Annotated in this window: 32 protein-coding genes; 1 reads left to right on the top strand and 31 read right to left on the bottom strand. The window is 67.6% G+C overall.

Annotation, left to right across the window (positions count from 1 at the left end; translation table 11 throughout):
- The 31 genes from rplQ to rpsJ form a co-directional block, all read right to left on the bottom strand.
- Positions 1 to 424 (bottom strand): 50S ribosomal protein L17 (rplQ, locus tag G6023_RS11875; RefSeq protein ID WP_182635633.1); only part of this gene is annotated, 424 nt, incomplete at its 3' end.
- A 34-nt stretch (positions 425 to 458) separates the two neighbouring features.
- Positions 459 to 1,493, bottom strand: coding sequence for a DNA-directed RNA polymerase subunit alpha (locus tag G6023_RS11870; RefSeq protein ID WP_067716627.1), 1,035 nt, complete (start codon positions 1,491 to 1,493; stop codon positions 459 to 461).
- A 106-nt stretch (positions 1,494 to 1,599) separates the two neighbouring features.
- Positions 1,600 to 2,205 carry a 30S ribosomal protein S4 gene (gene rpsD / locus G6023_RS11865; RefSeq protein WP_067716630.1) on the bottom strand — a complete coding sequence of 202 codons (606 nt, stop codon included), beginning with the start codon at positions 2,203 to 2,205 and terminating at the stop codon, positions 1,600 to 1,602.
- A gap of 22 nt (positions 2,206 to 2,227) precedes the next feature.
- Positions 2,228 to 2,635, bottom strand: coding sequence for a 30S ribosomal protein S11 (gene rpsK, locus G6023_RS11860; protein ID WP_067716633.1), 408 nt, complete (start codon positions 2,633 to 2,635; stop codon positions 2,228 to 2,230).
- Entirely contained in the window at positions 2,635 to 3,003 is a 369-nt protein-coding gene (rpsM, locus tag G6023_RS11855; RefSeq protein WP_067716635.1) for a 30S ribosomal protein S13, read from the bottom strand. Before rpsM ends, rpsK begins: the two co-directional genes overlap by 1 nt.
- Before the next feature lie 166 nt (positions 3,004 to 3,169).
- A complete protein-coding gene (infA, locus tag G6023_RS11850; RefSeq protein ID WP_005140011.1) occupies positions 3,170 to 3,391 on the bottom strand; it encodes a translation initiation factor IF-1 in 222 nt (73 codons plus the stop codon).
- Positions 3,392 to 3,562: 171 nt separating this feature from the next.
- Complete coding sequence (locus G6023_RS11845; protein WP_182635631.1) at positions 3,563 to 4,843, bottom strand: lipase family protein; 1,281 nt, start codon at positions 4,841 to 4,843, stop codon at positions 3,563 to 3,565.
- Positions 4,844 to 4,962: 119 nt separating this feature from the next.
- The gene (gene map / locus G6023_RS11840) at positions 4,963 to 5,766 is read right to left on the bottom strand and encodes a type I methionyl aminopeptidase (protein ID WP_069388735.1); all 804 of its coding nucleotides are present in this window, start codon (positions 5,764 to 5,766) and stop codon (positions 4,963 to 4,965) included.
- A gap of 8 nt (positions 5,767 to 5,774) precedes the next feature.
- The gene (locus tag G6023_RS11835; protein WP_069388736.1) at positions 5,775 to 6,320 is read right to left on the bottom strand and encodes an adenylate kinase; all 546 of its coding nucleotides are present in this window, start codon (positions 6,318 to 6,320) and stop codon (positions 5,775 to 5,777) included.
- Between the two features lie 48 nt (positions 6,321 to 6,368).
- On the bottom strand, positions 6,369 to 7,691 hold the full coding sequence (secY, locus tag G6023_RS11830) for a preprotein translocase subunit SecY (protein ID WP_067716644.1): 1,323 nt from the start codon (positions 7,689 to 7,691) through the stop codon (positions 6,369 to 6,371).
- Positions 7,692 to 7,897: 206 nt separating this feature from the next.
- On the bottom strand, positions 7,898 to 8,347 hold the full coding sequence (gene rplO, locus G6023_RS11825) for a 50S ribosomal protein L15 (protein WP_067716646.1): 450 nt from the start codon (positions 8,345 to 8,347) through the stop codon (positions 7,898 to 7,900).
- A gap of 2 nt (positions 8,348 to 8,349) precedes the next feature.
- Complete coding sequence (rpmD, locus tag G6023_RS11820) at positions 8,350 to 8,532, bottom strand: 50S ribosomal protein L30 (RefSeq protein WP_067716649.1); 183 nt, start codon at positions 8,530 to 8,532, stop codon at positions 8,350 to 8,352.
- A gap of 2 nt (positions 8,533 to 8,534) precedes the next feature.
- Positions 8,535 to 9,191 carry a 30S ribosomal protein S5 gene (gene rpsE / locus G6023_RS11815; protein ID WP_067716652.1) on the bottom strand — a complete coding sequence of 219 codons (657 nt, stop codon included), beginning with the start codon at positions 9,189 to 9,191 and terminating at the stop codon, positions 8,535 to 8,537.
- 43 nt (positions 9,192 to 9,234) lie between these two features.
- A complete protein-coding gene (gene rplR, locus G6023_RS11810; protein WP_067716997.1) occupies positions 9,235 to 9,630 on the bottom strand; it encodes a 50S ribosomal protein L18 in 396 nt (131 codons plus the stop codon).
- Between the two features lie 2 nt (positions 9,631 to 9,632).
- On the bottom strand, positions 9,633 to 10,169 hold the full coding sequence (rplF, locus tag G6023_RS11805; protein ID WP_067716654.1) for a 50S ribosomal protein L6: 537 nt from the start codon (positions 10,167 to 10,169) through the stop codon (positions 9,633 to 9,635).
- Between the two features lie 12 nt (positions 10,170 to 10,181).
- The gene (gene rpsH, locus G6023_RS11800) at positions 10,182 to 10,580 is read right to left on the bottom strand and encodes a 30S ribosomal protein S8 (RefSeq protein ID WP_067716657.1); all 399 of its coding nucleotides are present in this window, start codon (positions 10,578 to 10,580) and stop codon (positions 10,182 to 10,184) included.
- 273 nt (positions 10,581 to 10,853) lie between these two features.
- Positions 10,854 to 11,426, bottom strand: coding sequence for a 50S ribosomal protein L5 (gene rplE, locus G6023_RS11795; RefSeq protein ID WP_067716660.1), 573 nt, complete (start codon positions 11,424 to 11,426; stop codon positions 10,854 to 10,856).
- Positions 11,427 to 11,428: 2 nt separating this feature from the next.
- Positions 11,429 to 11,743: a 50S ribosomal protein L24 gene (gene rplX / locus G6023_RS11790; protein ID WP_007628110.1), complete on the bottom strand. Its 315-nt coding sequence runs from the start codon at positions 11,741 to 11,743 to the stop codon at positions 11,429 to 11,431.
- A gap of 1 nt (position 11,744) precedes the next feature.
- A complete protein-coding gene (rplN, locus tag G6023_RS11785; protein WP_007628112.1) occupies positions 11,745 to 12,113 on the bottom strand; it encodes a 50S ribosomal protein L14 in 369 nt (122 codons plus the stop codon).
- 143 nt (positions 12,114 to 12,256) lie between these two features.
- Positions 12,257 to 13,312: an alpha/beta hydrolase gene (locus G6023_RS11780; protein WP_253702065.1), complete on the bottom strand. Its 1,056-nt coding sequence runs from the start codon at positions 13,310 to 13,312 to the stop codon at positions 12,257 to 12,259.
- A gap of 526 nt (positions 13,313 to 13,838) precedes the next feature.
- Positions 13,839 to 14,135, bottom strand: a complete 297-nt coding sequence (gene rpsQ / locus G6023_RS11775; protein ID WP_172812145.1) for a 30S ribosomal protein S17 — start codon at positions 14,133 to 14,135, stop codon at positions 13,839 to 13,841.
- Positions 14,132 to 14,362 (bottom strand): 50S ribosomal protein L29, encoded by a 231-nt coding sequence (rpmC, locus tag G6023_RS11770; protein ID WP_182635629.1) that lies wholly within the window; start codon positions 14,360 to 14,362, stop codon positions 14,132 to 14,134. Before rpmC ends, rpsQ begins: the two co-directional genes overlap by 4 nt.
- The gene (gene rplP / locus G6023_RS11765) at positions 14,362 to 14,778 is read right to left on the bottom strand and encodes a 50S ribosomal protein L16 (RefSeq protein WP_010541175.1); all 417 of its coding nucleotides are present in this window, start codon (positions 14,776 to 14,778) and stop codon (positions 14,362 to 14,364) included. Before rplP ends, rpmC begins: the two co-directional genes overlap by 1 nt.
- Positions 14,779 to 14,780: 2 nt before the next feature.
- Entirely contained in the window at positions 14,781 to 15,614 is an 834-nt protein-coding gene (gene rpsC, locus G6023_RS11760; RefSeq protein ID WP_067716670.1) for a 30S ribosomal protein S3, read from the bottom strand.
- Entirely contained in the window at positions 15,615 to 16,052 is a 438-nt protein-coding gene (gene rplV / locus G6023_RS11755) for a 50S ribosomal protein L22 (RefSeq protein WP_067716673.1), read from the bottom strand.
- Positions 16,049 to 16,330, bottom strand: coding sequence for a 30S ribosomal protein S19 (gene rpsS / locus G6023_RS11750; RefSeq protein ID WP_007628126.1), 282 nt, complete (start codon positions 16,328 to 16,330; stop codon positions 16,049 to 16,051). The genes rplV and rpsS overlap by 4 nt, the downstream gene beginning before the upstream one ends.
- A gap of 14 nt (positions 16,331 to 16,344) precedes the next feature.
- Entirely contained in the window at positions 16,345 to 17,181 is an 837-nt protein-coding gene (rplB, locus tag G6023_RS11745) for a 50S ribosomal protein L2 (protein ID WP_067716676.1), read from the bottom strand.
- A 31-nt stretch (positions 17,182 to 17,212) separates the two neighbouring features.
- Entirely contained in the window at positions 17,213 to 17,515 is a 303-nt protein-coding gene (rplW, locus tag G6023_RS11740) for a 50S ribosomal protein L23 (RefSeq protein ID WP_067716678.1), read from the bottom strand.
- Positions 17,512 to 18,201: a 50S ribosomal protein L4 gene (rplD, locus tag G6023_RS11735; protein ID WP_067716681.1), complete on the bottom strand. Its 690-nt coding sequence runs from the start codon at positions 18,199 to 18,201 to the stop codon at positions 17,512 to 17,514. The genes rplW and rplD overlap by 4 nt, the downstream gene beginning before the upstream one ends.
- On the bottom strand, positions 18,198 to 18,863 hold the full coding sequence (gene rplC, locus G6023_RS11730; RefSeq protein WP_067716684.1) for a 50S ribosomal protein L3: 666 nt from the start codon (positions 18,861 to 18,863) through the stop codon (positions 18,198 to 18,200). Before rplC ends, rplD begins: the two co-directional genes overlap by 4 nt.
- A 52-nt stretch (positions 18,864 to 18,915) precedes the next feature.
- Positions 18,916 to 19,221, bottom strand: a complete 306-nt coding sequence (rpsJ, locus tag G6023_RS11725; protein ID WP_003938093.1) for a 30S ribosomal protein S10 — start codon at positions 19,219 to 19,221, stop codon at positions 18,916 to 18,918.
- A gap of 552 nt (positions 19,222 to 19,773) precedes the next feature.
- On the opposite strand from rpsJ, the gene G6023_RS11720 reads away from it, so the two are divergent.
- Positions 19,774 to 20,046, top strand: coding sequence for a hypothetical protein (locus tag G6023_RS11720; RefSeq protein WP_069388740.1), 273 nt, complete (start codon positions 19,774 to 19,776; stop codon positions 20,044 to 20,046).
- Positions 20,047 to 20,182 lie beyond the last annotated feature (136 nt).

Raw genomic sequence — 20,182 nt, 5'->3', positions numbered from 1 at the left:
CGGCCGGCGCGGTGGCCGCCTTGGACGCCGCGGCGCGGGTGGCGCGCGAGGCCTCGGCGGAGGCGAGCTCCTCGGTGACGAGCGCGATCATCGCCATGGGCGCGTTGTCGCCCTTGCGGTTCTCGAGCTTGACGATCCGGGTGTAGCCACCGTCGCGGTTCGCGACCCGGGGGCCGATCTCGGCGAACAGCTTGTGCAGGACGTCCTTGTCGCGGATGACCTTGGCGGCCTCACGACGGTCGGCCAGCGTGCCACGACGCGCCTTGGTGATGAGCTTCTCCGCGTAGGGGCGCAGCAGCTTCGCCTTGGTCTCCGTGGTGCGGATCGCGTCGTGCTCGAACAGCTGGGTGGCCAGGTTCGAGAGGATGAGCCGCTGGTGGGCGGCGGATCCGCCGAGGCGGGCGCCCTTCTTGGGCTTGGGCATCAGATTCTCCTAGGAATGGTGTTCCGGGCGCTCGTCAGAGCTGCTCGGTCTCGGCGTAATCCTCGCCGCCCTCGTCGGTCCACGTGCCGGTCTCGGCGTCGTAGCCGGCGACCGAGGCGGGATCGAATCCGGGGGGCGCGTCCTTGAGGGACAGGCCGAGCTCCACGAGCTTGACCTTGACCTCGTCGATCGACTTCTGTCCGAAGTTCCGGATGTCGAGCAGGTCCGACTCACTGCGGGCCACGAGCTCGCCCACGGTGTGGACGCCCTCGCGCTTGAGGCAGTTGTAGGACCGGACCGACAGGTCCAGGTCGTCGATCGGCATACCGTAGGCGGCGATGTGGTCGGCCTCGGCCGGGCTCGGCCCGATCTCGATGCCCTCCGCCTCGTCGTTGAGCTCACGGGCGAGGCCGAAGAGCTCGACGAGGGTCTTGCCGGCGGACGCCAGGGCGTCCCGGGCGGTCATCGAGTTCTTGGTCTCGACGTCCAGGACCAGACGGTCGAAGTCGGTGCGCTGGTGCACACGGGTGGCCTCGACCTTGTAGGTCACCTTGAGCACGGGCGAGTAGATCGAGTCGACCGGGATCCGGCCGATCTCGTGGCCCGCGTCCTTGTTGAGCCCGGCGGGAACGTAGCCGCGGCCACGCTCGACGACCAGCTCGATCTCCAGCCGACCCTTCTCGTTGAGGGTGGCGATGTGCAGGTCCGGGTTGTGCACCTCGACGCCGGAGGGCGGGACGATGTCACCGGCGGTGACGGCTCCCGGACCCTGCTTCTTGAGGTACATGGTGACCGGCTCGTCCTCGACGGACGAGACAACCAGGCCCTTGAGGTTGAGGATGATGTCGGTGACATCCTCCTTCACGCCAGGCACGGTGGTGAACTCGTGCAGGACGCCCTCGATGCGGATGCTGGTCACGGCCGCGCCCGGGATGGACGACAGCAGCGTGCGCCGCAGCGAGTTGCCGATGGTGTAGCCGAAACCGGGCTCGAGGGGCTCGAGCACGAACCGCGAGCGGTTCTCGGAGACGACCTCCTCGGTGAGGGTGGGCCGCTGGGAGATGAGCATGTGCTACCTCTTTCGATTCTCGACGCCCGCTATTTGACGCCGTGGGAACCCACCGTCGCCGGGCGGGCCGCGGTGTGCGGCCCGCCCGGCGACGAGGGGGGACAGATCACTTCGAGTAGAGCTCGACGATCAACTGCTCCTGCAGCGGCACATCGATCTGCGCGCGCTCGGGGAGCTGGTGGACGAGGACCCGCAGGGTCGTCGGGACGACCTGCAGCCACGCCGGGACGGGACGCTCGCCGAGGGTCTCCTGGGCGATCTCGAACCAGTCCATCTTGGTGGACTTGGGACGGACGTCGACGATGTCGTACTGCGAGACCCGGTAGCTCGGGATGGTGACCTTCTGGTCGTTGACCAGGAAGTGACCGTGGGCCACGAGCTGACGGGCCTGGCGACGCGTCCGCGCGAGACCCGCGCGGTACACGACGTTGTCCAGTCGCGACTCGAGGATCTGCAGGAGGTTCTCACCGGTCTTGCCGGCGCGGCGGTTCGCCTCCTCGTAGTAACGACGGAACTGCTTCTCCATCACGCCGTAGGTGAAGCGGGCCTTCTGCTTCTCCTGCAGCTGGGTGCGGTACTCGGACTCCTTGATCCGCGCGCGGCCGTGGTGACCGGGCGGGAAGGGCCGACGCTCGAATGCGGTGTCTCCACCCACGAGGTCCACGCCCAGACGGCGGGACTTGCGGGTGACGGGGCCGGTGTAACGTGCCATGATTTAGTGCGTTCCTTCCGGCTCAGACTCGACGCCGCTTGGGCGGACGACAGCCGTTGTGGGGCTGGGGGGTGACATCGGAGATCGTGCCCACCTCGAGGCCGGCGGCCTGGAGCGAGCGGATCGCGGTCTCACGTCCCGAGCCGGGGCCCTTGACGAACACGTCGACCTTCTTGACGCCGTGCTCCTGCGCCTTGCGGGCCGCGTTCTCGGCGGCGAGCTGGGCGGCGAAGGGCGTCGACTTGCGCGAGCCCTTGAAGCCGACGTGGCCGGAGGACGCCCATGCGAGGACGCCACCGGACGGGTCGGTGATCGAGACGATCGTGTTGTTGAACGTGCTCTTGATGTGGGCCTGGCCCAGGGGCACGTTCTTCTTTTCCTTGCGACGGCCCGTCTTCTTGGGGCCCGCAGCGCGTGACTTGGGGGGCATTACTTCTTCTTTCCGGCGACGGTCTTCTTCGGACCCTTACGGGTACGGGCGTTGGTCTTGGTACGCTGTCCACGGACCGGCAGGCCACGGCGGTGGCGCAGGCCCTGGTAGCTACCGATCTCGATCTTCCGGCGGATGTCGCCCTGGACCTCGCGGCGGAGGTCACCCTCCACCTTGTAGTTGCCCTCGATGTCGTCACGAAGGACGGTCAACTGCTCGTCGGTGAGGTCCTTGGTGCGCAGATCCGGGCTGATGCCCGTACGCCCCAGGATCTCCAGCGACCGGGTGCGACCGATGCCGAAAATGTAGGTGAGCGCGATCTCCATGCGCTTGTCGCGCGGGAGATCAACGCCGGCTAGACGTGCCATGTGGCGTTTCTCTTTCGTCGTGCGGTAGGTCTGCTCCCCGACCGTCCCCGTTGTCGAATGGTCATCTCACGATGAGCAACCGTCCGGGGCCCCGGCCTCCGCTTCCGAGGGTGTGATCCCGCCGGCCCCTGTGGGGCTCGGCGGCTGGTGCGGGGAGTTGAGCGTCTTACTTGTACCGGTAGACGATCCGGCCGCGGGTCAGGTCGTAGGGCGAGAGCTCCACGACCACGCGGTCCTCGGGGAGGATGCGGATGTAGTGCTGCCGCATCTTCCCACTGATGTGTGCGAGGACCTTGTGCCCGTTCTCGAGTTCGATGCGGAACATTGCGTTCGGCAACGGCTCAACGACACGGCCCTCGACCTCGATGGCTCCGTCTTTCTTTGCCATGCTGGTTACGGTCCTCCACGATTCCCCGGGTGACGTCTACCGGATTGTCGGTGCACTGGTGGGCACACCGACGTATAAGCTTACGTCAGGTGATGGATCTGCGCCAATCGGGCACCGACAGGGCCCTCGCCGCGCGCTCGGCGTCCCCTCGGCGGTCCCGGTGACCGACGGTCAGACGTAGCAGGCCCGCCCCGCGGGCACCCCGTCGAAGCGCTGCTGGAGCCAGTTCATCGCCGCGGGCAGTTTCTCCACCGCGCCCATGAGGTGCTCCGGCGCGAGTCCCGGCTCCCACGTCAGCGGCGCGCCCTCTCGGCAGTACCGCTTGGCGGTCTCCTCCGCGTCCCAGAACGGCACGAGCGGGTCGGTCCCGGAATGCCACATGAACACCGGGACCCGGGGCACGTCCGGGCTCTGACGGATGCTGTTCTCCGCGAACGCCCGCATCAGCCCCTCCTCTGCCAGGAGGTCGCCTCCCCGGAGGACCATCGGGACGGACCGGAACGCCCCGACCGTCAACAGGGTCGCGGTGCAGCGCCCCTTCAGCTGGCTGTAGAGCGCCCACCCGTCCGGCGTGAGCTTCTCCTCGAGCCGGATCGCCTCCGGGTACTCCCGCGCCATGCCGACAGCCGCGGCGAACGCCAGGCCGAACGCCGGGTGCGGCCAGTTGCCGACCATCCGCGCCATCGTGGTCATGTCGGTCGGGACACCGCCCTGCGCCACCCCGACCAGATTCACGTCCGGGGCGTAGTCGTCGTGCAGGAGCGACACCCACGCGCTCGCGATGCCGCCCCCGGAGTAGCCGAGGGCGCCGAACCGGCTGTGCCTGGAATCGAAGCGGGGGTCGTCCCGCACCGCACGCATCCCGTCCAACACGATCCGACCCGACAACTGACCGCCGGGATAGGCGACCTTCGGACCGAGGTGGTCCGGGATGATGACCGTCCATCCCTGGTCCAGACGCGTCCGCAGGAACACCATCGCGTTGTCCTGCACGGTCTCCAGCGTCGGGTGGACGAGGGTCTCGGTGGGCGCGCATCGCTGTCCGAGCGCATTGCGGTAGTGCTGGTAGCTCAACACCGGACCGTCGGGGCGGGCGTGGTGCGGCCGGACGACCGTCGCGGTGGCCAGTAGCGGCCGATCGCGGGAGTCGGTCGACCGGTAGGCGATCTCGGTGACCCGGTATCCGAGGAACGCCGGCATGGTCACGTCCCGGGAGTTGATCACCTCACCGAGAGGGGCGTCCGCGAGGTGTTGCGGATCCGCGTGGTAGAACGGCCCCGGCTGGGGATCCGCCTCGATCGACCCCGCGCCCCCCTCCATCACCGACTGGGCGGTGGAGGGGGCGACGCCCGGGCCCGAGATGTGGACGAGGGCGACAGCGAGCGTCACGACCAGCGCGACGGCTCCCCGCACGACTGATCGACGCGCGACGGACTCCTGCTCAGCGAGCATGCCGGGACCTTTGGAAGCAGATGTTCACTACCGGCACACACTGTAACCCGGTGTGGGCGACCGTCAGCGGTCGACCCGCTCCGATCCCCCGGAGCGGCGACCCCGGTCGCGGTGCGTCCTCAGCTGCGCGGGCGGGGCGTGAGGATCCGGGGGCCGTCCACCGTCACGGCGACCGTGTGTTCCCAGTGCGCCGCCGGCGACCCGTCGACGGTGACGACCGTCCAGTCATCGGACAGGGTCCGGGTGTCGGTCTCACCGCCCAGCACGAGCATCGGCTCGACCGCCAGGACCGAACCCTCCTGCAGCCGGGGGCCGCGTCCGGGCTTGCCCTCGTTGGCGAGGAACGGCCATTCGTGCATCTCGCGGCCGATCCCGTGGCCCCCGAAACCGTCGACGATGCCCAGGCTGACGCCGTGACGCTCCTCCGCCCTCCGCGTCGCCACCTCGAGGGCGTGCGAGACGTCGGTGAGCTTGTTCCCGGGCAGCATCGCCAGGATGCCCTCGTCGAGGACCTCCCGCGTGGCGTCGTTGAGGGTCGCGACCTCCGGGGCGAGAGTCCCCACCCCGAACGACCACGCGGAGTCCCCGTGCCACCCGTCGAGGATGGCGCCGCAGTCGACGGAGACGAGGTCCCCGTCCCCCAGGACGGTGTCGGGCCCGGGGATCCCGTGCACCACGACGTCGTTGACCGAGGAGCAGATCGATCCCGGGAACCCCTCGTACCCCTTGAAGGACGGCACGGCCCCGGCGTCCCGGATCAGTTGCTCGACGACCTCGTCGAGGTCACCGGTGGTGGCACCCGGGACAGCGGCCTCACGGGCGGCGATCAACGCCCGTCCGACGATACGACCGGCCGCCTCCATGGCGTCCAACTCACCCGGGGTACGCGCGGTGACCACGCCCTTGCGGGACCGTCCGAACACGGCGGGCGTCAGCGACCCAGCGCGGCGAGCGCGCGTGCGTTGATCTCGTCGACCTCACCGACGGCGTCGATGCTCTTGACCTCACCGGCGTAGTACTCGAGCAGCGGGGCCGTCTCCGACCGGTAGACCGACATGCGGTTCCGGATGACGTCCTCGGTGTCGTCCTCGCGCCCCCGGGCGAGCATGCGCTTGACCACGGTGTCGTCGTCGACCTTGAACTCCAGGACCGCGTCGAGGGTGTGGCCGGCCTCGCCGAGCATCTCCTTGAGCGCGTCCGCCTGCGCTGCACTGCGGGGGTATCCGTCCAGGAGGAAGCCCTCGGTGGCGTCGGGCTCGGCGATGCGCGCGGCGACCATGCGGTTCGTCACCTCGGCGGGGACGAGGTTGCCGGCGTCGATGTAGCTCTTGGCCTCCTTCCCGAGGTCGGTGCCCTGGGAGATGTTGGCGCGGAACAGATCACCGGTCGAGATGTGTGGGACGCCGAGCTTCTCCGAGAGCAGAGCAGCCTGGGTGCCCTTGCCGGCTCCGGGAGGGCCGAGGAGGACGAGACGCATGGTGGGGACCAGCCTTTCTACAGTTGGTGTGCTCGGACGAGGCCGCGCCTACTTGAGGAAGCCCTCGTAGTTGCGCTGCATCAGCTGCGCCTCGACCTGCTTCACGGTATCGAGGCCCACGGAGACCATGATGAGCACAGCGGTGCCGCCGAACGGCATGTTCTGCAGATCTCCACCCCCGCTGCCCATGTCGAGGAAGACGTTGGGGAGTACCGCGATCAGACCGAGGTACAGCGAACCGAACAGCAGGATCCGGTTGAGGACATAGCCCAGGTATTCGGCCGTCGGGCGGCCCGGGCGGATGCCCGGGATGAACCCGCCGTACTTCTTCATGTTCTCGGCCTGCTCCATCGGGTCGAACTGGATGGCCACGTAGAAGTACGCGAAGAAGATGATGAGGGCGAAGTACAGGAGGATGTAGCCCCAGCTGGAGGGGTTCTGCAGGTACTGCATGACGTACCGCTGCCAGAACCCGTCGCTCGACGGCTCGGGCCCCTGGATCAGCTGGGTGATGAGGATCGGCACGTACATCAGCGACGACGCGAAGATCACCGGGATGACGCCGGCCTGGTTGACCTTGAGCGGCAGGTAGGTGGAGGTGCCGCCGTACTGGCGGCGGCCGACCATGCGCTTGGCGTACTGGACGGGGATGCGGCGCTGACCCTGCTCGACGAAGACGACGGCGACGACGATGAGGACGACCGCGAACATGACGGCCGCGAACTTCATGGTCGACGAGTTCTGGTAGATGTTCACGCCCTCGGCCGGGATGCGGGACGCGATACCGGCGAAGATGAGCAGCGACATGCCGTTACCGACGCCACGGTCGGTGATCAGTTCACCGAACCACATGACGAGTGCGGCGCCCGCGGTCATGACGATGACGATGGTGAGCAGCGTGAGGATGTTGTCGTCCATCAGGACGGACTGGCCGTTGCCGAGGAGCTGCCCCCGGTCGGCCAGCGCGACGATGCCGGCGGACTGCAGGACGGCGAGCGCGATGGTGAGATAACGCGTGTACTGCGTCATCTTCGCCTGGCCGGACTGCCCCTCCTTCTTCAACTGCTCGAAGTACGGGATCACCACCGTGAGCAGTTGGACGATGATGCTCGCGGTGATGAAGGGCATGATGCCGATCGCGAAGACCGACAACTGCAGCAGGGCGCCACCGGAGAAGAGGTTCACCAGGGAGAACAACTGTGCGTTGTCCCCGGTCATCGCCGTGTCGAGCAGACCCCGGAGCTTGGGGTAGTCGACGCCGGGCGACGGGATCTGCGCGCCGATCCGGTAGAGGATGATGATCCCCAGGGTGAAGAAGATCTTCTTCCTCAGGTCCCGGTCCTTGATCGCGGACGCGAGTGCGGAGAGCACATGTCCTCCTGGTCGTGGTCGGCCGTCGGGCCGCCGGTCGTCGAAAGCAGATGCGCCGGGGGAAGTCGGGCCGACCTTCCGGCGGGCGCCGACCCCGAAACGCACAACGGGAAAACTCTATCAAGACGAGCGCAGGGGCCGGATCCGAGACTCTCGGACCCGACCCCTGCACCCGTCATCGACCCGTGAACGGGCCGGGCGGGGTATCAGGCCCCGGCCTCCGACACGCTTCCGCCGGCGGCCTCGATCTTGCTCTTGGCCGAGGCGGAGACCTTGTCGGCGGTCACGGTGACGGCCACGGAGATGTCCCCGTCGCCCAGCACCTTGACCGGCTGGTTCTTCCGGACCGCGCCCGCGGCCACGAGCTCGGACACGCCGACCTCGCCGCCCTGCGGGAACAGCCGCTGGATGTCGGACACGTTGACGACCTGGAAGACGACCTTGTTGCGGTTCTTGAAGCCCTTGAGCTTCGGGAGCCGCATGTGGATCGGCATCTGGCCGCCCTCGAACGCCGCGGGGACGTTCTTACGCGCCTTGGTGCCCTTGGTACCGCGGCCGGCGGTCTTGCCGCGCTTGCCGCCCTCGCCGCGACCCACACGGATCTTCTCGGCGTGCGACCCGGGAGCCGGGCGCAGGTGATGCAACTTGATAGTCATTCTCACTCCGTCTCTTCGACCACGACGAGGTGGTTCACGACGTTGATGAGACCCCGGGTCTGCGCGTTGTCCTCACGCACGACCGTCTTCCGGATGCCCTTGAGGCCGAGCGTACGCAGGGAGTCCCGCTGGTTCTTCTTGGTCCCCACGGTCCCGCGGACCTGGGTGATCTTGAGGCTAGCCATGATCAGGCCCCCTGTCCGGCACGCGCACGGAGCATGCCCGCGGGCGCGACGTCCTCGATCGGCAGGCCGCGACGAGCCGCGACCTCCTCGGGACGATGCAGACCCTTGAGCGCCGCCACGGTCGCGTGGACCACGTTGATGGCGTTGTCCGACCCCAGAGACTTGCACAGGATGTCGTTGACTCCGGCACACTCGAGCACCGCGCGAGCGGCGCCACCGGCGATGACACCGGTACCCGGCGAGGCGGGGCGGAGCATGACGACGCCGGCAGCAGCCTCACCCTGGATCGGGTGGGGGATGGTGGAGGCGATGAGCGGAACGCGGAAGAAGTTCTTCCGTGCCTCCTCCGATCCCTTCTGGATCGCCGCCGGCACCTCCTTGGCCTTGCCGTACCCGACGCCGACCATGCCGTTGCCGTCACCCAGGATCACCAGGGCGGTGAAGCTGAAGCGCCGACCACCCTTGACGACCTTGGAGACACGGTTGATGGTGACGACGCGCTCGATGTACTGCGACTTCTCCTCGTCGCGGCCGCGACGATCGTCGCGACCCCGGCCACGACCGCGGTCTCCGCCGCGGCCCTGGGCGTTGTCGGTGGTGGTCTTGTTGTCTGCGGCGGGGCCGTTGCTTCCGCCGTCACGACGCTGACGTCCCGGCATCAGACGGTCCTTCCGTTAGCGAACAGTGCAGTGGTATTGGTCATCAGAACTCCAGCCCACCCTCGCGGGCGGCGTCGGCGAGGGACGCGATCCGGCCGTGGTACTTGTTACCACCACGGTCGAACACGACGGCGTCGATGCCGGCGGCCTTGGCGCGCTCGGCCAGGAGCTGGCCGACCTTCGCGCTGCGGGCCTTCTTGTCGCCCTCAAGGGAGCGCACATCCGCCTCGATGGTGGAGGCTGCGGCCAGCGTGTGGCCGGCCAGATCGTCGATGATCTGGGCGTGGATGTGACGCGAGGACCGGTTGACGACCAACCGCGGACGCTCCGGCGTACCGGAGACCTTCTTGCGGAGTCGGTAATGGCGCCGGGCGCGACCCTCGCGACGTGCGGTGGAGACATCGGTGCCCAGCGGTGAACGCTTCTTGGTGCTGCTCATGATCACTTACCCGTCTTTCCGACCTTGCGACGGACCTGTTCGCCGGCGTAGCGGATGCCCTTGCCCTTGTACGGGTCGTGCTTCCGCAGTCGCTTGATGTTGGCGGCGATCTGGCCCACCTGCTGCTTGTCGATCCCGGAGATCGAGAACTTGGTCGCACCGTCGACGGCGAACGTGATGCCGTCGGGAGCGGTGACCGGAACCGGATGCGAGTAGCCCAGGGCGAACTCGAGATCCTGGCCCTTGGCCACGACGCGGTAACCGACGCCGAAGATCTCCATGTCCTGCTTGTAGCCCTCGGTGACGCCGACGATCATGTTGTTGACCAGCGAGCGGGACAGGCCGTGCAGTGACCGGTTGTCGCGGTGGTCGTCGGGACGGTTCACCGTGACGGTGCCGTCCTCGATCGAGACCGAGATCGCCCCGGGCAGAACCTGCGAGAGCTCGCCCTTGGGACCCTTGACGGTGACGGTCTGGCCGTCGACCCTGATGTCGACACCGGACGGGACGGTGATCGGAGCCTTGCCGATACGTGACATTTCTCGCCCCCCTTACCAGACGTGGGCGAGGACTTCCCCGCCCACCTTCTTGTTGTTCGCCTGGCGGTCCGTGAGCAGACCCTGGGACGTCGAGATGATCGCGACGCCCAGGCCACCGAGGACCTTGGGCAGTTCGGTGGACTTGGCGTACACGCGCAGACCCGGCTTCGAGATGCGCTTGATGCCCTGGATGCTGCGCTGGCGCGAGGGGCCGTACTTGAGGTCGATGGTGAGCTTCTTGCCCACCTCTGCGTCCTCGACGTTGTAGCCCGCGATGTAACCCTCCTGCTGGAGGATGGCAGCGATGTTGCCCTTGAGCTTCGAATGCGGCATCGACACGGTGTCGTGGTACGCCGAATTGGCGTTACGCACACGCGTCAGCATGTCCGCGATGGGATCGGTCATCGACATGGATGGACCATGTTCCTTTCTCGTAACGGTTCCCATGCAACACGTCCCGTACGGCGACCTGTGGGCCGCCCACGTGACGTCGTGGGCCTATCACGAAGAGTGCGAATGTTCTCTTGTATGGGATCCGGCGCCCCTCGGGGCATCCCGGTGTTCCCGCCGCGGCCGGTGCTCTTCTCACCGGGGCGCGACCAGACGACTGGGCCGTCTGCCCGCCGCCGGGGAACCGCGATGCGGTGCCCCGGCGGGGACGGCCGGTCCGGCCGGTGGAGGAGGTCAGTCCTCCTTGAAGGGGAATCCGAGCTGCTTGAGCAGTGCCCGGCCCTCTTCGTCGTTCGTTGCGGTCGTGACGACCGTGATGTCCATGCCCCGGGGGCGGTCGACCTTGTCGACATCGATCTCGTAGAACATCGTCTGCTCGTTGAGGCCGAACGTGTAGTTGCCGTGGCCGTCGAACTGCTTGCCCGAGAGTCCGCGGAAGTCACGGATACGCGGGAGCGCGACGGTCGTCAGGCGATCGAGGAACTCCCACATGCGGTCGCCGCGCAGGGTGACGCGCGCACCGATCGGCATGCCCTCACGCAGCTTGAACTGTGCGATGGACTTGCGGGCCCGACGGACCTCCGGCTTCTGGCCGGTGATCAGCGTGAGGTCGTTGATGGCGCCGTTGATAAGCTTGGCGTCGCGGGCGGCGTCACCGACACCCATGTTGACGACGACCTTCGCGACGCCCGGGATCTGCATGACGTTGGCGTACTCGAACGTCTCGTTGAGTGCCGGCCGGATCTCGCTGCGGTACTTGTCCTTGAGGCGAGGGGTGTACCCGGAGGGAAGGGCGGTCTCAGTCATGGTCACAGGTCCTTCCCGGTCTTGCGCGAGACACGGACGCGCTTGCCGTTCTCGTCGGTGCGGATTCCGACCCGGGTCGGGGTGCCGTCGGCGTCCACGACCATCACGTTGGACACGTGGATCGGGGCCTCCTGGGTGACGATGCCGCCCGAGGAGGCGCCGCGCTCGGCAGCCGAGTTGGAGGTGTGCTTCTTGATGCGGTTGACGCCCTCGACGAGGACCTTCTCCTGAGCCGGGAAAGCCTGGATGACCTTGCCCTTGGCGCCCTTGTCCTTACCGGAGATGACCAGCACCGTGTCGCCCTTGTGAACCTTCATGTCAGAGCACCTCCGGAGCCAGCGAGACGATCCGCATGAACTTCTTGTCGCGCAGTTCGCGGCCGACGGGCCCGAAGATGCGCGTTCCGCGCGGATCGTTGTCGTTCTTGATGATGACGGCGGCGTTCTCGTCGAACTTGATGTACGAGCCGTCCGGGCGACGGCGCTCCTTGGCGGTGCGCACGATGACGGCCTTGACGACCTCACCCTTCTTGACGTTGCCACCGGGGATGGCGTCCTTGACGGTGGCGACGATGATGTCGCCCACGCCTGCGTAGCGGCGCTTGGAACCGCCGAGAACGCGGATGCAGAGAATTTCCTTGGCACCCGTGTTGTCGGCGACCTTCAGCCGCGACTCCTGCTGGATCATGGTTCTCCTGACCAGGTCTGTTCAATGTGTGCCGGATACCGACCCGACACACGCGGTCATGCCACCCGTCGACACGTCGAGACGTGCCAGGTCGGGCAACTGGTCCAGTGTAGGGTGCGCATGCACCGGGACCCAAATCCCGGTCAGCTACCGCTCGAACCGGCCGATCCGGATCCACGCAGGGAACCCGTCGAACCGCTCGATCCCGATGAGCCGGCAGCGCTAGCCCCGGAGTCCGCCACTCCCCCGGTCGTCCTCCGCCCGTTGGGCGCGGCGTCGGGCAGTCCGGAGAGGACGTGATCCATCCCCGGCCGCATCTCGGTGACGAAGACCGGCCAGTTGTGGATCCCGGAGGGCATGTAGTTCATCCTCAGGTCGACCCCGGGAACCGAGGCGAGCGCGGCCTCGAGTGCACGGGTGCTCTCGTAGGAGCCCTTCTCGAGGACATGTCCGTCGATGAGCACGAGTTCGTTGCTGCCGAAGCGGCCGAGCTCGCTGGAGCCCACCAGCCCGGTCGCGGCGCTGAGGTAGACCGCCTTGCCCTCGAGCCCGGAGGGGTCCGCCACGGTGTCGTGCTCCACCCACTCCCGGGACCCGCGCGGCCCCCACATGTTGGTGACGTCCCCGTGGCGAGCGGCCACGGTGAGTCGCGCGTACTGGTAGCCGAGCTCGTCGGTGGTCGAATAGGCGCCGCTGATACCGGCGGCGCCTCCGAACATCTCGTTCCTGTTGGCCAGATGAAGCGCCGCGGACGCCCCCATCGACACGCCCATGACCCCCCAGCTCCCGTTGTGGGCGAGCGGCCCCGCGGCCCCGGGTAAACCGGCCTCGAGCAGCGGCGGCAACTCCTCGGTGAGGAACGTCTCCCAGTTGTTGGGGCCCAGGACGGGATCGTCCGCCTGCCAGTCGGACCACATCGACGCCGGGCCGCCCGTCGGAACGATCACGTTCACCGCGCGGTCGCGCAGCGCGGGATCGCCCCAGCCCATACCCGTGCTCCACCCGGACGGGACCTCGGAACCGACGCCGTCGAGGAAGTACACGTTGGGCGCGTCGACGCCCGCCGGGGCGCGGTAGACCTCGACGCGGACCGTCCGTTGCATGGATTCAGACGTCACGGCCCACACCTCGGCGCGACGATCGACCGCCTCCGTCGACGCCGGGAAGAGAGGCTCGATCCGCTGCACGGTGGAGGACACGATGGACCCGTCCCGTGTCGCGCGGGGCCCGGCCGGGGGTTGGGAGCTTCCCGGACGGGGGAAATCGCTGGAACCGATGGCGCCGACGGATCCGAGGACGGACGTGACCGGGATCGGGGCACCGAGCTGGGTCGACGCGGCGATACTGAGCGATGGTGCGCCCAACAGGCTCCCGGGCGCCACGCTGGGAACGAGGGATCCCGGATCGACTGACCCCGGGCCCGTGCTCTGGGCGCCGGCGACGGGAAGCCCCGTGGCCGTCGTCGTGATCACGACCGCGCCGATCGCGAGCGCACTCAGACCACGACGGCGATCGCCCCGCCCACTCCCCCGTCGGCCGAAATGTGGTTCGTTCCCCATATGACGATTCTGTCCTCTCGGCCAGCGTCGGACGCTGACACACTACTCAAAATTCGTTACACCACGGTGATCCGTTACATTCGGCCGTCCCGTGCGCCCCCGCAACGCGAAACGGCCCGGCCCCGGAGTCCCGGGGCCGGGCCGCTCGCATATGTCGAGTGGGGGCTTACTTGGCCCGCTCGAGCACCTCGACGAGGCGGTACCGCTTGGAGGCGGACAGCGGGCGGGTCTCCATGATCCGCACGCGGTCGCCGACTCCGGCGGTGTTGGTCTCGTCGTGGGCCTTGACCCGCTCGGTACGGCGCATGATCTTGCCGTACAGCGGGTGCTTCACGCGGTCCTCGAGCTCGACGATGATGGTCTTCTCCATCTTGTCGGACACGACGTACCCGATGCGCACCTTGCGGCTGTTGCGCTCGGTGTTCTCGTTGGACTCAGTCACAACTGCTTCCTTGTCACTCACTTGGCATCACCCGGCGCCCCCGACAGACCGAGCTCGCGCTCGCGAATGACGGTGTAGATGCGAGCGATGTCGTGGCGGACGACACGCAGGCGACGGTTGTTGGTCAGCTGACCGGTGGCCATCTGGAAGCGCAGGTTGAACAGCTCTTCCTTGGCCTCACGCAGACGCGCGGTCAGCGCATCCGCATCGAGCTCACGCAGCTCGGGGGCGGTGGTTCCACTAGCCATCAGAACTGCTCCTCCCGGGTCACGATGCGGGTCTTGCACGGGAGCTTGTGCTGCGCGCGGCGAAGGGCCTCGCGAGCGGTCTCCTCGTTCGGGTACGACATCTCGAACAGGATGCGGCCCGGCTTGACATTGGCCACCCACCACTCGACCGAGCCCTTACCGGAACCCATCCGCACCTCGGCGGGCTTCTTGGTCAGGGGACGATCCGGATAGATGTTGATCCACACCTTGCCACCACGCTTGATGTGGCGGTTGATGGCGATACGTGCGGACTCGATCTGACGGTTGGTGACGTAGGCCGGCTCGAGAGCCTGGATGCCGTAGTCACCGAATGTCACCTTGGTGCCACCCTTTGCCCCGCCCTTACGGCCGGGGTGGTGCTGCTTGCGGTGCTTGACGCGCTTGGGGATAAGCACTGTCACGCCTCCCTGGTCTGGTTCTGCGGTGCCTCGGCAGGAGCCTCGGCGGCCGAGCCGGAACCGGCGCGGCCGGTCTCGGTGCTGGTCGCAGTGGTGCCCTGGGCCCCGGAGCGACGCGGACGACCGGCGCCACGCTCGCGGCGGGGACCGCGGTCGGCACCGCCACGGTTGCTGGACTGGGCGTACTGGTCGGACTCGCGACGGCCGCCGACCACGTCACCCTTGTAGATCCACACCTTGACACCGATACGACCGAAGGTCGTCTTGGCCTCGTAGGTGCCGTAGTCGATCTCGGCACGCAGGGTGTGCAGGGGGACGCGCCCCTCGTGGTAGCGCTCCGAACGGGACATCTCGGCACCGCCGAGACGACCCGAACAGACCACCTTGATGCCCTTGACCTGGGGCTGACGCATGGCCGACTGGATGCCCTTGCGCATCGCGCGACGGAACGCCACACGATTCGAGAGCTGCTCGGCGATCCCCTGGGCGACGAGCTGGGCGTCGGCCTCGGTGTTCTTGATCTCGAGGATGTTGAGGTGGACCTGCTTGGCGGTGAGCTTCTCGAGCTCCCCGCGAAGACGGTCCGCCTCGGCGCCCCGACGGCCGATCACGATGCCCGGGCGGGCCGTGTGAATGTCCACGTGGACCCGGTCACGGGTCCGCGAGATGTCGACCCCGGAGATACCGGCCCGCTCCATGCCCTTGGACAGGAGCTGACGGATCTTGATGTCCTCGGCGACGTAGTCGGCGTACTGCTTGTCGGCGAACCACTTGGACGTCCAGTCCGAGGTGATGCCGAGACGGAAGCCGTGCGGCTGGATCTTCTGTCCCATTTAGCGGGCACCTCCCTGGTTGCGACGTGCCCGACCGGAGCCGGTCTTCTCGGGCACGCTGGTCACCTCGATGGTGATGTGGCTCGTACGCTTACGCACGCGGAACGCACGACCCTGGGCACGCGGGCGGAAACGCTTGAGGGTCGGCCCCTCGTCGGCGTAGGCCGCCGTGACCACGAGGGTCCGGGGGTCCAGGTCGAGGTTGTTCTCGGCGTTGGCCATCGCGGAGGCGAGGACCTTGGCGACCGGCTCGCTGGCGGCCTGCGGGGCGAACCGCAGCGTGTTCAGCGCGTCGGCGGCGTCCTTGCCGCGGATGAGGTCGATCACACGACGCGCCTTCATGGGCGTGACGCGGACGAACTTGGCGGTGGCACGCGCGGAGAGCTGCTGCTCGGCCGTCGCCGTGCCGTCGTCGGTCTTCTTCGTATCAGTGCTCATCGACGCTTACTCTTCCGATCGTCCTTGATGTGCCCCTTGAACGTGCGCGTCGGCGCGAACTCGCCGAGCTTGTGACCCACCATCGAGTCGGACACGAATACGGGCACATGCTTGCGGCCGTCATGGACGGCGAACGTGTGGCCGATGAAATCGGGCAGGATCGTCGAGCGCCGCGACCAGGTCTTGATGACCTGATGCGTGCCCTTGTCGTTCTGCACGTCCACCTTCGCGAGGAGGTGTTCGTCGACGAACGGACCCTTCTTGAGACTACGAGGCATCCTAGTTTCCCTCCTTAACGCTTCTTACCGGTGCGACGGCGACGGACGATCATGCTGTCACTCGCCTTGTTGGGCTTGCGGGTCCGGCCCTCGGGCTGGCCCCACGGGCTGACGGGGTGACGTCCACCGGACGTCTTACCCTCGCCACCACCATGCGGGTGGTCGACGGGGTTCATGACCACGCCACGGACGGTCGGGCGAACGCCCTTCCACCGCATGCGGCCGGCCTTACCCCAGTTGATGTTGGCCTGCTCGGCGTTGCCGACCTCGCCGATCGTGGCGCGGCACCGCACGTCGACCCGACGGATCTCACCGGAGGGCATGCGGAGGGAGGCGTAGGTCCCCTCCTTACCGAGCAGCTGGATGCCGGCGCCGGCGGCGCGGGCCATCTTGGCGCCGCCGCCCGGACGGAGCTCCACCGCGTGCACCACGGTGCCTGCGGGGATGTTCCGGAGCGGGAGGTTGTTGCCGGTCTTGATGTCGGCGCCTGCACCCGACTCGACCTTCATGCCCTGCTTCAGGTTGCGCGGGGCGAGGATGTACCGCTTCTCACCGTCCGCGTAGTGCAGGAGGGCGATGTTGGCGGTCCTGTTCGGGTCGTACTCGATGTGCGCGACGGTGGCGAGCACGCCGTCCTTGTCATTACGACGGAAGTCGATGACGCGGTACTGGCGCTTGTGGCCACCGCCCTTGTGGCGGCTGGTGATACGGCCGTGACCGTTGCGGCCGCCGGTCTTGCTCAGCGGGCGCAGCAGCGACTTCTCGGGCGTCGAGCGGGTGATCTCGGCGAAGTCCGAGACGCTCGAGCCGCGACGACCGGGGGTCGTGGGCTTGTACTTGCGGATAGCCATGAGGTTCTCTCGTCCTTAACTCTTCCCGCCGTCAGGCGGTCAGACCCGGGATCTCGATGGGCTTGCTGTCGGCCGCGAGGGTCACGATGGCGCGCTTGGTGCTCTTGCGCTGTCCGTACCCGGTGCGGGTGCGCTTGCGCTTGCCCTGACGGTTGGCGGTGTTCACGGACTCAACGGTGACGCCGAAGATCTCCTGGATGGCGATCTTGATCTGCGTCTTGTTGGCGCCCGGGGCGACCTGGAACGTGTACACGCCCTGCTCGAGCAGGCCGTAGGCCTTCTCGGAGACGACCGGGGCGAGGATCACGTCCCGGGGATCGGCGACGGTGCTCACTTGTCGGCCTCCTTCGCTGCCTTGCCGGCGAACGCACGGCTCGCCTGCGTGACGAACGCGTCCAGAGCCTCGACCGAGAACACGACGTCGTCAGCGTGGAGCACGTCGTAGGTGTTGAGCTGATCCGGAGCGATCGGATGGACGTGATCGAGGTTGGCCACGGAACGCCATGCGGCGACGTCCTCACGACCGACGACGATCAGGATCTTCTTGCGGTCGGACAGGGTGCCCAGGAAGTCGCGGACACCGGCCGTCGACGGCTTCTGTCCCTCGACGAACTCGGTCACCACGTGGAGGCGATCGGCCGAGACCCGGTCGGAGAGGGCACCGCGGAGCGCGGCGGCCTTCATCTTCTTGGGGGTGCGCTGCGAGTAGTCACGCGGCTTCGGGCCGTGGACGGTGCCGCCGCCGGTGTAGGCGGGGGCGCGGGTCGAACCCTGACGGGCGCGGCCGGTGCCCTTCTGGCGGAACGGCTTGCGGCCGCCGCCGCGGACCTCGCCACGGGTCTTGGTCGAGTGCGTGCCCTGACGCGCCGCGGCGAGCTGAGCCACCACGACCTGGTGCATCAGGGGCAGGTTGGGCTCGACGCCGAAGATCTCGGCGGGGAGCTCGACCGAACCGTCGGTCTTGCCCGCCGGGGTACGGACGTCCAGCTTGAGGTTCACGGTGTTCTCCGTGGTGGTCATGCGCGCGCACCGCCCTTCACTGCGGAACGGACCATCACAAGGCCGCCGTTACGACCCGGGATGGCTCCCTTGATGAGGAGGACGCCGGCCTCGGCGTCCACCTTGTGGACCTTGAGGTTCATGGTGGTCACGCGATCGTTGCCCATGCGGCCGGCCATCGACTTGCCCTTGAAGACGCGGCCCGGGGTCGATGCCCCGCCGATGGAACCCGGCTTGCGGTGTACGGCCTGCGTACCGTGCGAGGCACCCTGGCCGGCGAAGCCGTAGCGCTTCATGGTACCGGCGAAGCCCTTGCCCTTGGAGGTGCCGGTGACGTCGACGAACGCGCCGTCCTCGAACACGTCGGCGCCGATCTCCTGGCCGATCTCGAACCCGGCGGCCTGCTCGGCGTTGTCGAGTCGGATCTCGGCGAGGTGACGACGGGGGGTGACCCCGGCCTTATCGAACTGGCCGGCCACCGGCTTGGTGACCTTGCGGGGGTCGATCGCGCCGAACGCGATCTGGACGGCGTCGTAGCCGTCGGTCTCTTGGGTACGGATCCCGGTCACGACGCACGGCCCGGCCTTGACGACGGTAACCGGAACCACCCGGTTGTTCTCGTCGAAGACCTGGGTCATGCCGAGCTTGGCGCCCAGGATTCCCTTGATCTCGGTGTTAGTCATCTGTTCACTGTCTCCGCTGCACGTTGCTTGCTGACCGCTACGCGGTCGGAGGTCACTGGATGTTGACGTCGACGCTGGCAGGCAGGTCGATACGCATGAGAGCGTCCACGGTCTTCGGCGTGGGGTCGAGAATGTCGATCAACCGCTTGTGGGTACGCATCTCGAAGTGCTCACGCGAATCCTTGTACTTGTGCGGCGAGCGGATGACGCAGTAGACGTTCTTCTCGGTGGGCAGCGGCACGGGACCGACGACACGAGCACCCGTACGGGTCACCGTCTCGACGATCTTGCGGGCCGAGGCGTCGATAGCTTCATGGTCGTAGGCCTTGAGCCGGATGCGGATCTTTTGTCCCGCCACTTCGTCCTCTTCTCCTCCCGCCCGTGAGGGCGGCTGTCGTAAGCGCCCTCGCTGCGCGGGGACACTGTGTGTTCGCTTGTCATGTGTGACACCGTCAGACCGTCTACCACCCGGTCCCGTGCATCGGTGCTCCATCGTGGAGGACCCCGCCGCGCGCCCACGGGCATGACACGACTACGAGACCTCCAGAGGACGGAGTGCCACATCGCTCGCGCGAGGCGAGGATGACGGCGGACCGATCCGCTGCCGCTGTTGACGTGTCACGACGCGTCCACGCGGTCGGGCGTGTCGCCCTCCCGCTTTTCCGGCGGGTGATCACTCACCCGCCCCGGTCGTGCTCGCCCGACCAACCCGACTCTCCCCGGGGCCCATCGGGCCCATACGGGATCGCCGCCTTGTCCGGGCAACTTGACCAGTATGCAGTACATCGGCCGGAAGGGCAAAATCCCGGACGCCCCGGCGTCCTCGGGTGCGTCACGGACCCCGGCACGACGACCGGGTACTTCGGTAGCGTCGGGAAGACCAGAGTCCACACGCGGAGGAGACCACATCGTGAACAGCAGACGCGAGCCGCGGGACCCCGCCGCCTACAAACGGGACAGGCGGCAGGCGGTCCTGCGCCACCATCCGGACGCGGGCGGCGATCCCGATGAACTCTTCCGGGCACTCGCGGAAGTCGACCGCCGGCACGGGGTATCCGGTCCCGGGTACGACGCGCACGGCGCGAGTGCCGAACAGGTCGCCGCCGTCGCCGCGGCCGCGCTCGCCGGGGTCGCCGCGGTGGGGTTGTCGATCGCGATGACCATCCTCGGTCGTCGCAGGTAGTTCGGTCGCCGCAGGTAGCTCGCTCGTCGCACGAAACTCGGTCGCCTCAGATAAACCGGTCGTCCACTCCCCCGGGCACGCGTGAACCACCGCGAAATGCGGGAAGGGCGCCCCACCTGACGGTGGGGCGCCCTTC

The organism is Dietzia sp. DQ11-71 (genome assembly GCF_014144995.1).
Classification (GTDB): Bacteria; Actinomycetota; Actinomycetes; order Mycobacteriales; family Mycobacteriaceae; genus Dietzia; species Dietzia kunjamensis.
Note: the sequence above shows the minus strand (reverse complement) of the source record. Positions and strands in the feature narration are given on the sequence as shown.

Excerpts from the sequence above, each read along its gene's own strand:
- rplD (WP_067716681.1), bottom strand. The coding sequence starts at position 18,201 with ATGACCACCACGGAGAACACCGTGAACCTCAAGCTGGACGTCCGTACC.
- rpsC (WP_067716670.1), bottom strand. The coding sequence starts at position 15,614 with ATGGGACAGAAGATCCAGCCGCACGGCTTCCGTCTCGGCATCACCTCG.
- rplB (WP_067716676.1), bottom strand. The coding sequence starts at position 17,181 with ATGGCTATCCGCAAGTACAAGCCCACGACCCCCGGTCGTCGCGGCTCG.
- rplO (WP_067716646.1), bottom strand. The coding sequence starts at position 8,347 with ATGACTATCAAGTTGCATCACCTGCGCCCGGCTCCCGGGTCGCACGCC.
- rpsS (WP_007628126.1), bottom strand. The coding sequence starts at position 16,330 with ATGCCTCGTAGTCTCAAGAAGGGTCCGTTCGTCGACGAACACCTCCTC.
- rplX (WP_007628110.1), bottom strand. The coding sequence starts at position 11,743 with ATGAAGGTTCACAAGGGCGACACGGTGCTGGTCATCTCCGGTAAGGAC.
- rplN (WP_007628112.1), bottom strand. The coding sequence starts at position 12,113 with ATGATCCAGCAGGAGTCGCGGCTGAAGGTCGCCGACAACACGGGTGCC.
- G6023_RS11870 (WP_067716627.1), bottom strand. The coding sequence starts at position 1,493 with ATGCTCATCTCCCAGCGGCCCACCCTCACCGAGGAGGTCGTCTCCGAG.
- rpsD (WP_067716630.1), bottom strand. The coding sequence starts at position 2,205 with ATGGCACGTTACACCGGCCCCGTCACCCGCAAGTCCCGCCGTCTGGGC.
- G6023_RS11835 (WP_069388736.1), bottom strand. The coding sequence starts at position 6,320 with ATGCGTCTCGTCCTCCTCGGCCCTCCCGGAGCCGGCAAGGGCACCCAG.
- rplF (WP_067716654.1), bottom strand. The coding sequence starts at position 10,169 with ATGTCACGTATCGGCAAGGCTCCGATCACCGTCCCGTCCGGTGTCGAC.
- rplR (WP_067716997.1), bottom strand. The coding sequence starts at position 9,630 with ATGAGCAGCACCAAGAAGCGTTCACCGCTGGGCACCGATGTCTCCACC.
- rplE (WP_067716660.1), bottom strand. The coding sequence starts at position 11,426 with ATGACTGAGACCGCCCTTCCCTCCGGGTACACCCCTCGCCTCAAGGAC.
- rpsH (WP_067716657.1), bottom strand. The coding sequence starts at position 10,580 with ATGTCGATGACCGATCCCATCGCGGACATGCTGACGCGTGTGCGTAAC.
- rplV (WP_067716673.1), bottom strand. The coding sequence starts at position 16,052 with ATGAGCACTGATACGAAGAAGACCGACGACGGCACGGCGACGGCCGAG.
- rpmC (WP_182635629.1), bottom strand. The coding sequence starts at position 14,362 with ATGGCTAGTGGAACCACCGCCCCCGAGCTGCGTGAGCTCGATGCGGAT.
- rpsK (WP_067716633.1), bottom strand. The coding sequence starts at position 2,635 with ATGCCCCCCAAGTCACGCGCTGCGGGCCCCAAGAAGACGGGCCGTCGC.
- rpmD (WP_067716649.1), bottom strand. The coding sequence starts at position 8,532 with ATGGCTAGCCTCAAGATCACCCAGGTCCGCGGGACCGTGGGGACCAAG.
- infA (WP_005140011.1), bottom strand. The coding sequence starts at position 3,391 with ATGGCAAAGAAAGACGGAGCCATCGAGGTCGAGGGCCGTGTCGTTGAG.
- G6023_RS11845 (WP_182635631.1), bottom strand. The coding sequence starts at position 4,843 with ATGCTCGCTGAGCAGGAGTCCGTCGCGCGTCGATCAGTCGTGCGGGGA.
- rplC (WP_067716684.1), bottom strand. The coding sequence starts at position 18,863 with ATGACTAACACCGAGATCAAGGGAATCCTGGGCGCCAAGCTCGGCATG.
- rpsM (WP_067716635.1), bottom strand. The coding sequence starts at position 3,003 with ATGGCACGTCTAGCCGGCGTTGATCTCCCGCGCGACAAGCGCATGGAG.
- rpsE (WP_067716652.1), bottom strand. The coding sequence starts at position 9,191 with ATGCCGGGACGTCAGCGTCGTGACGGCGGAAGCAACGGCCCCGCCGCA.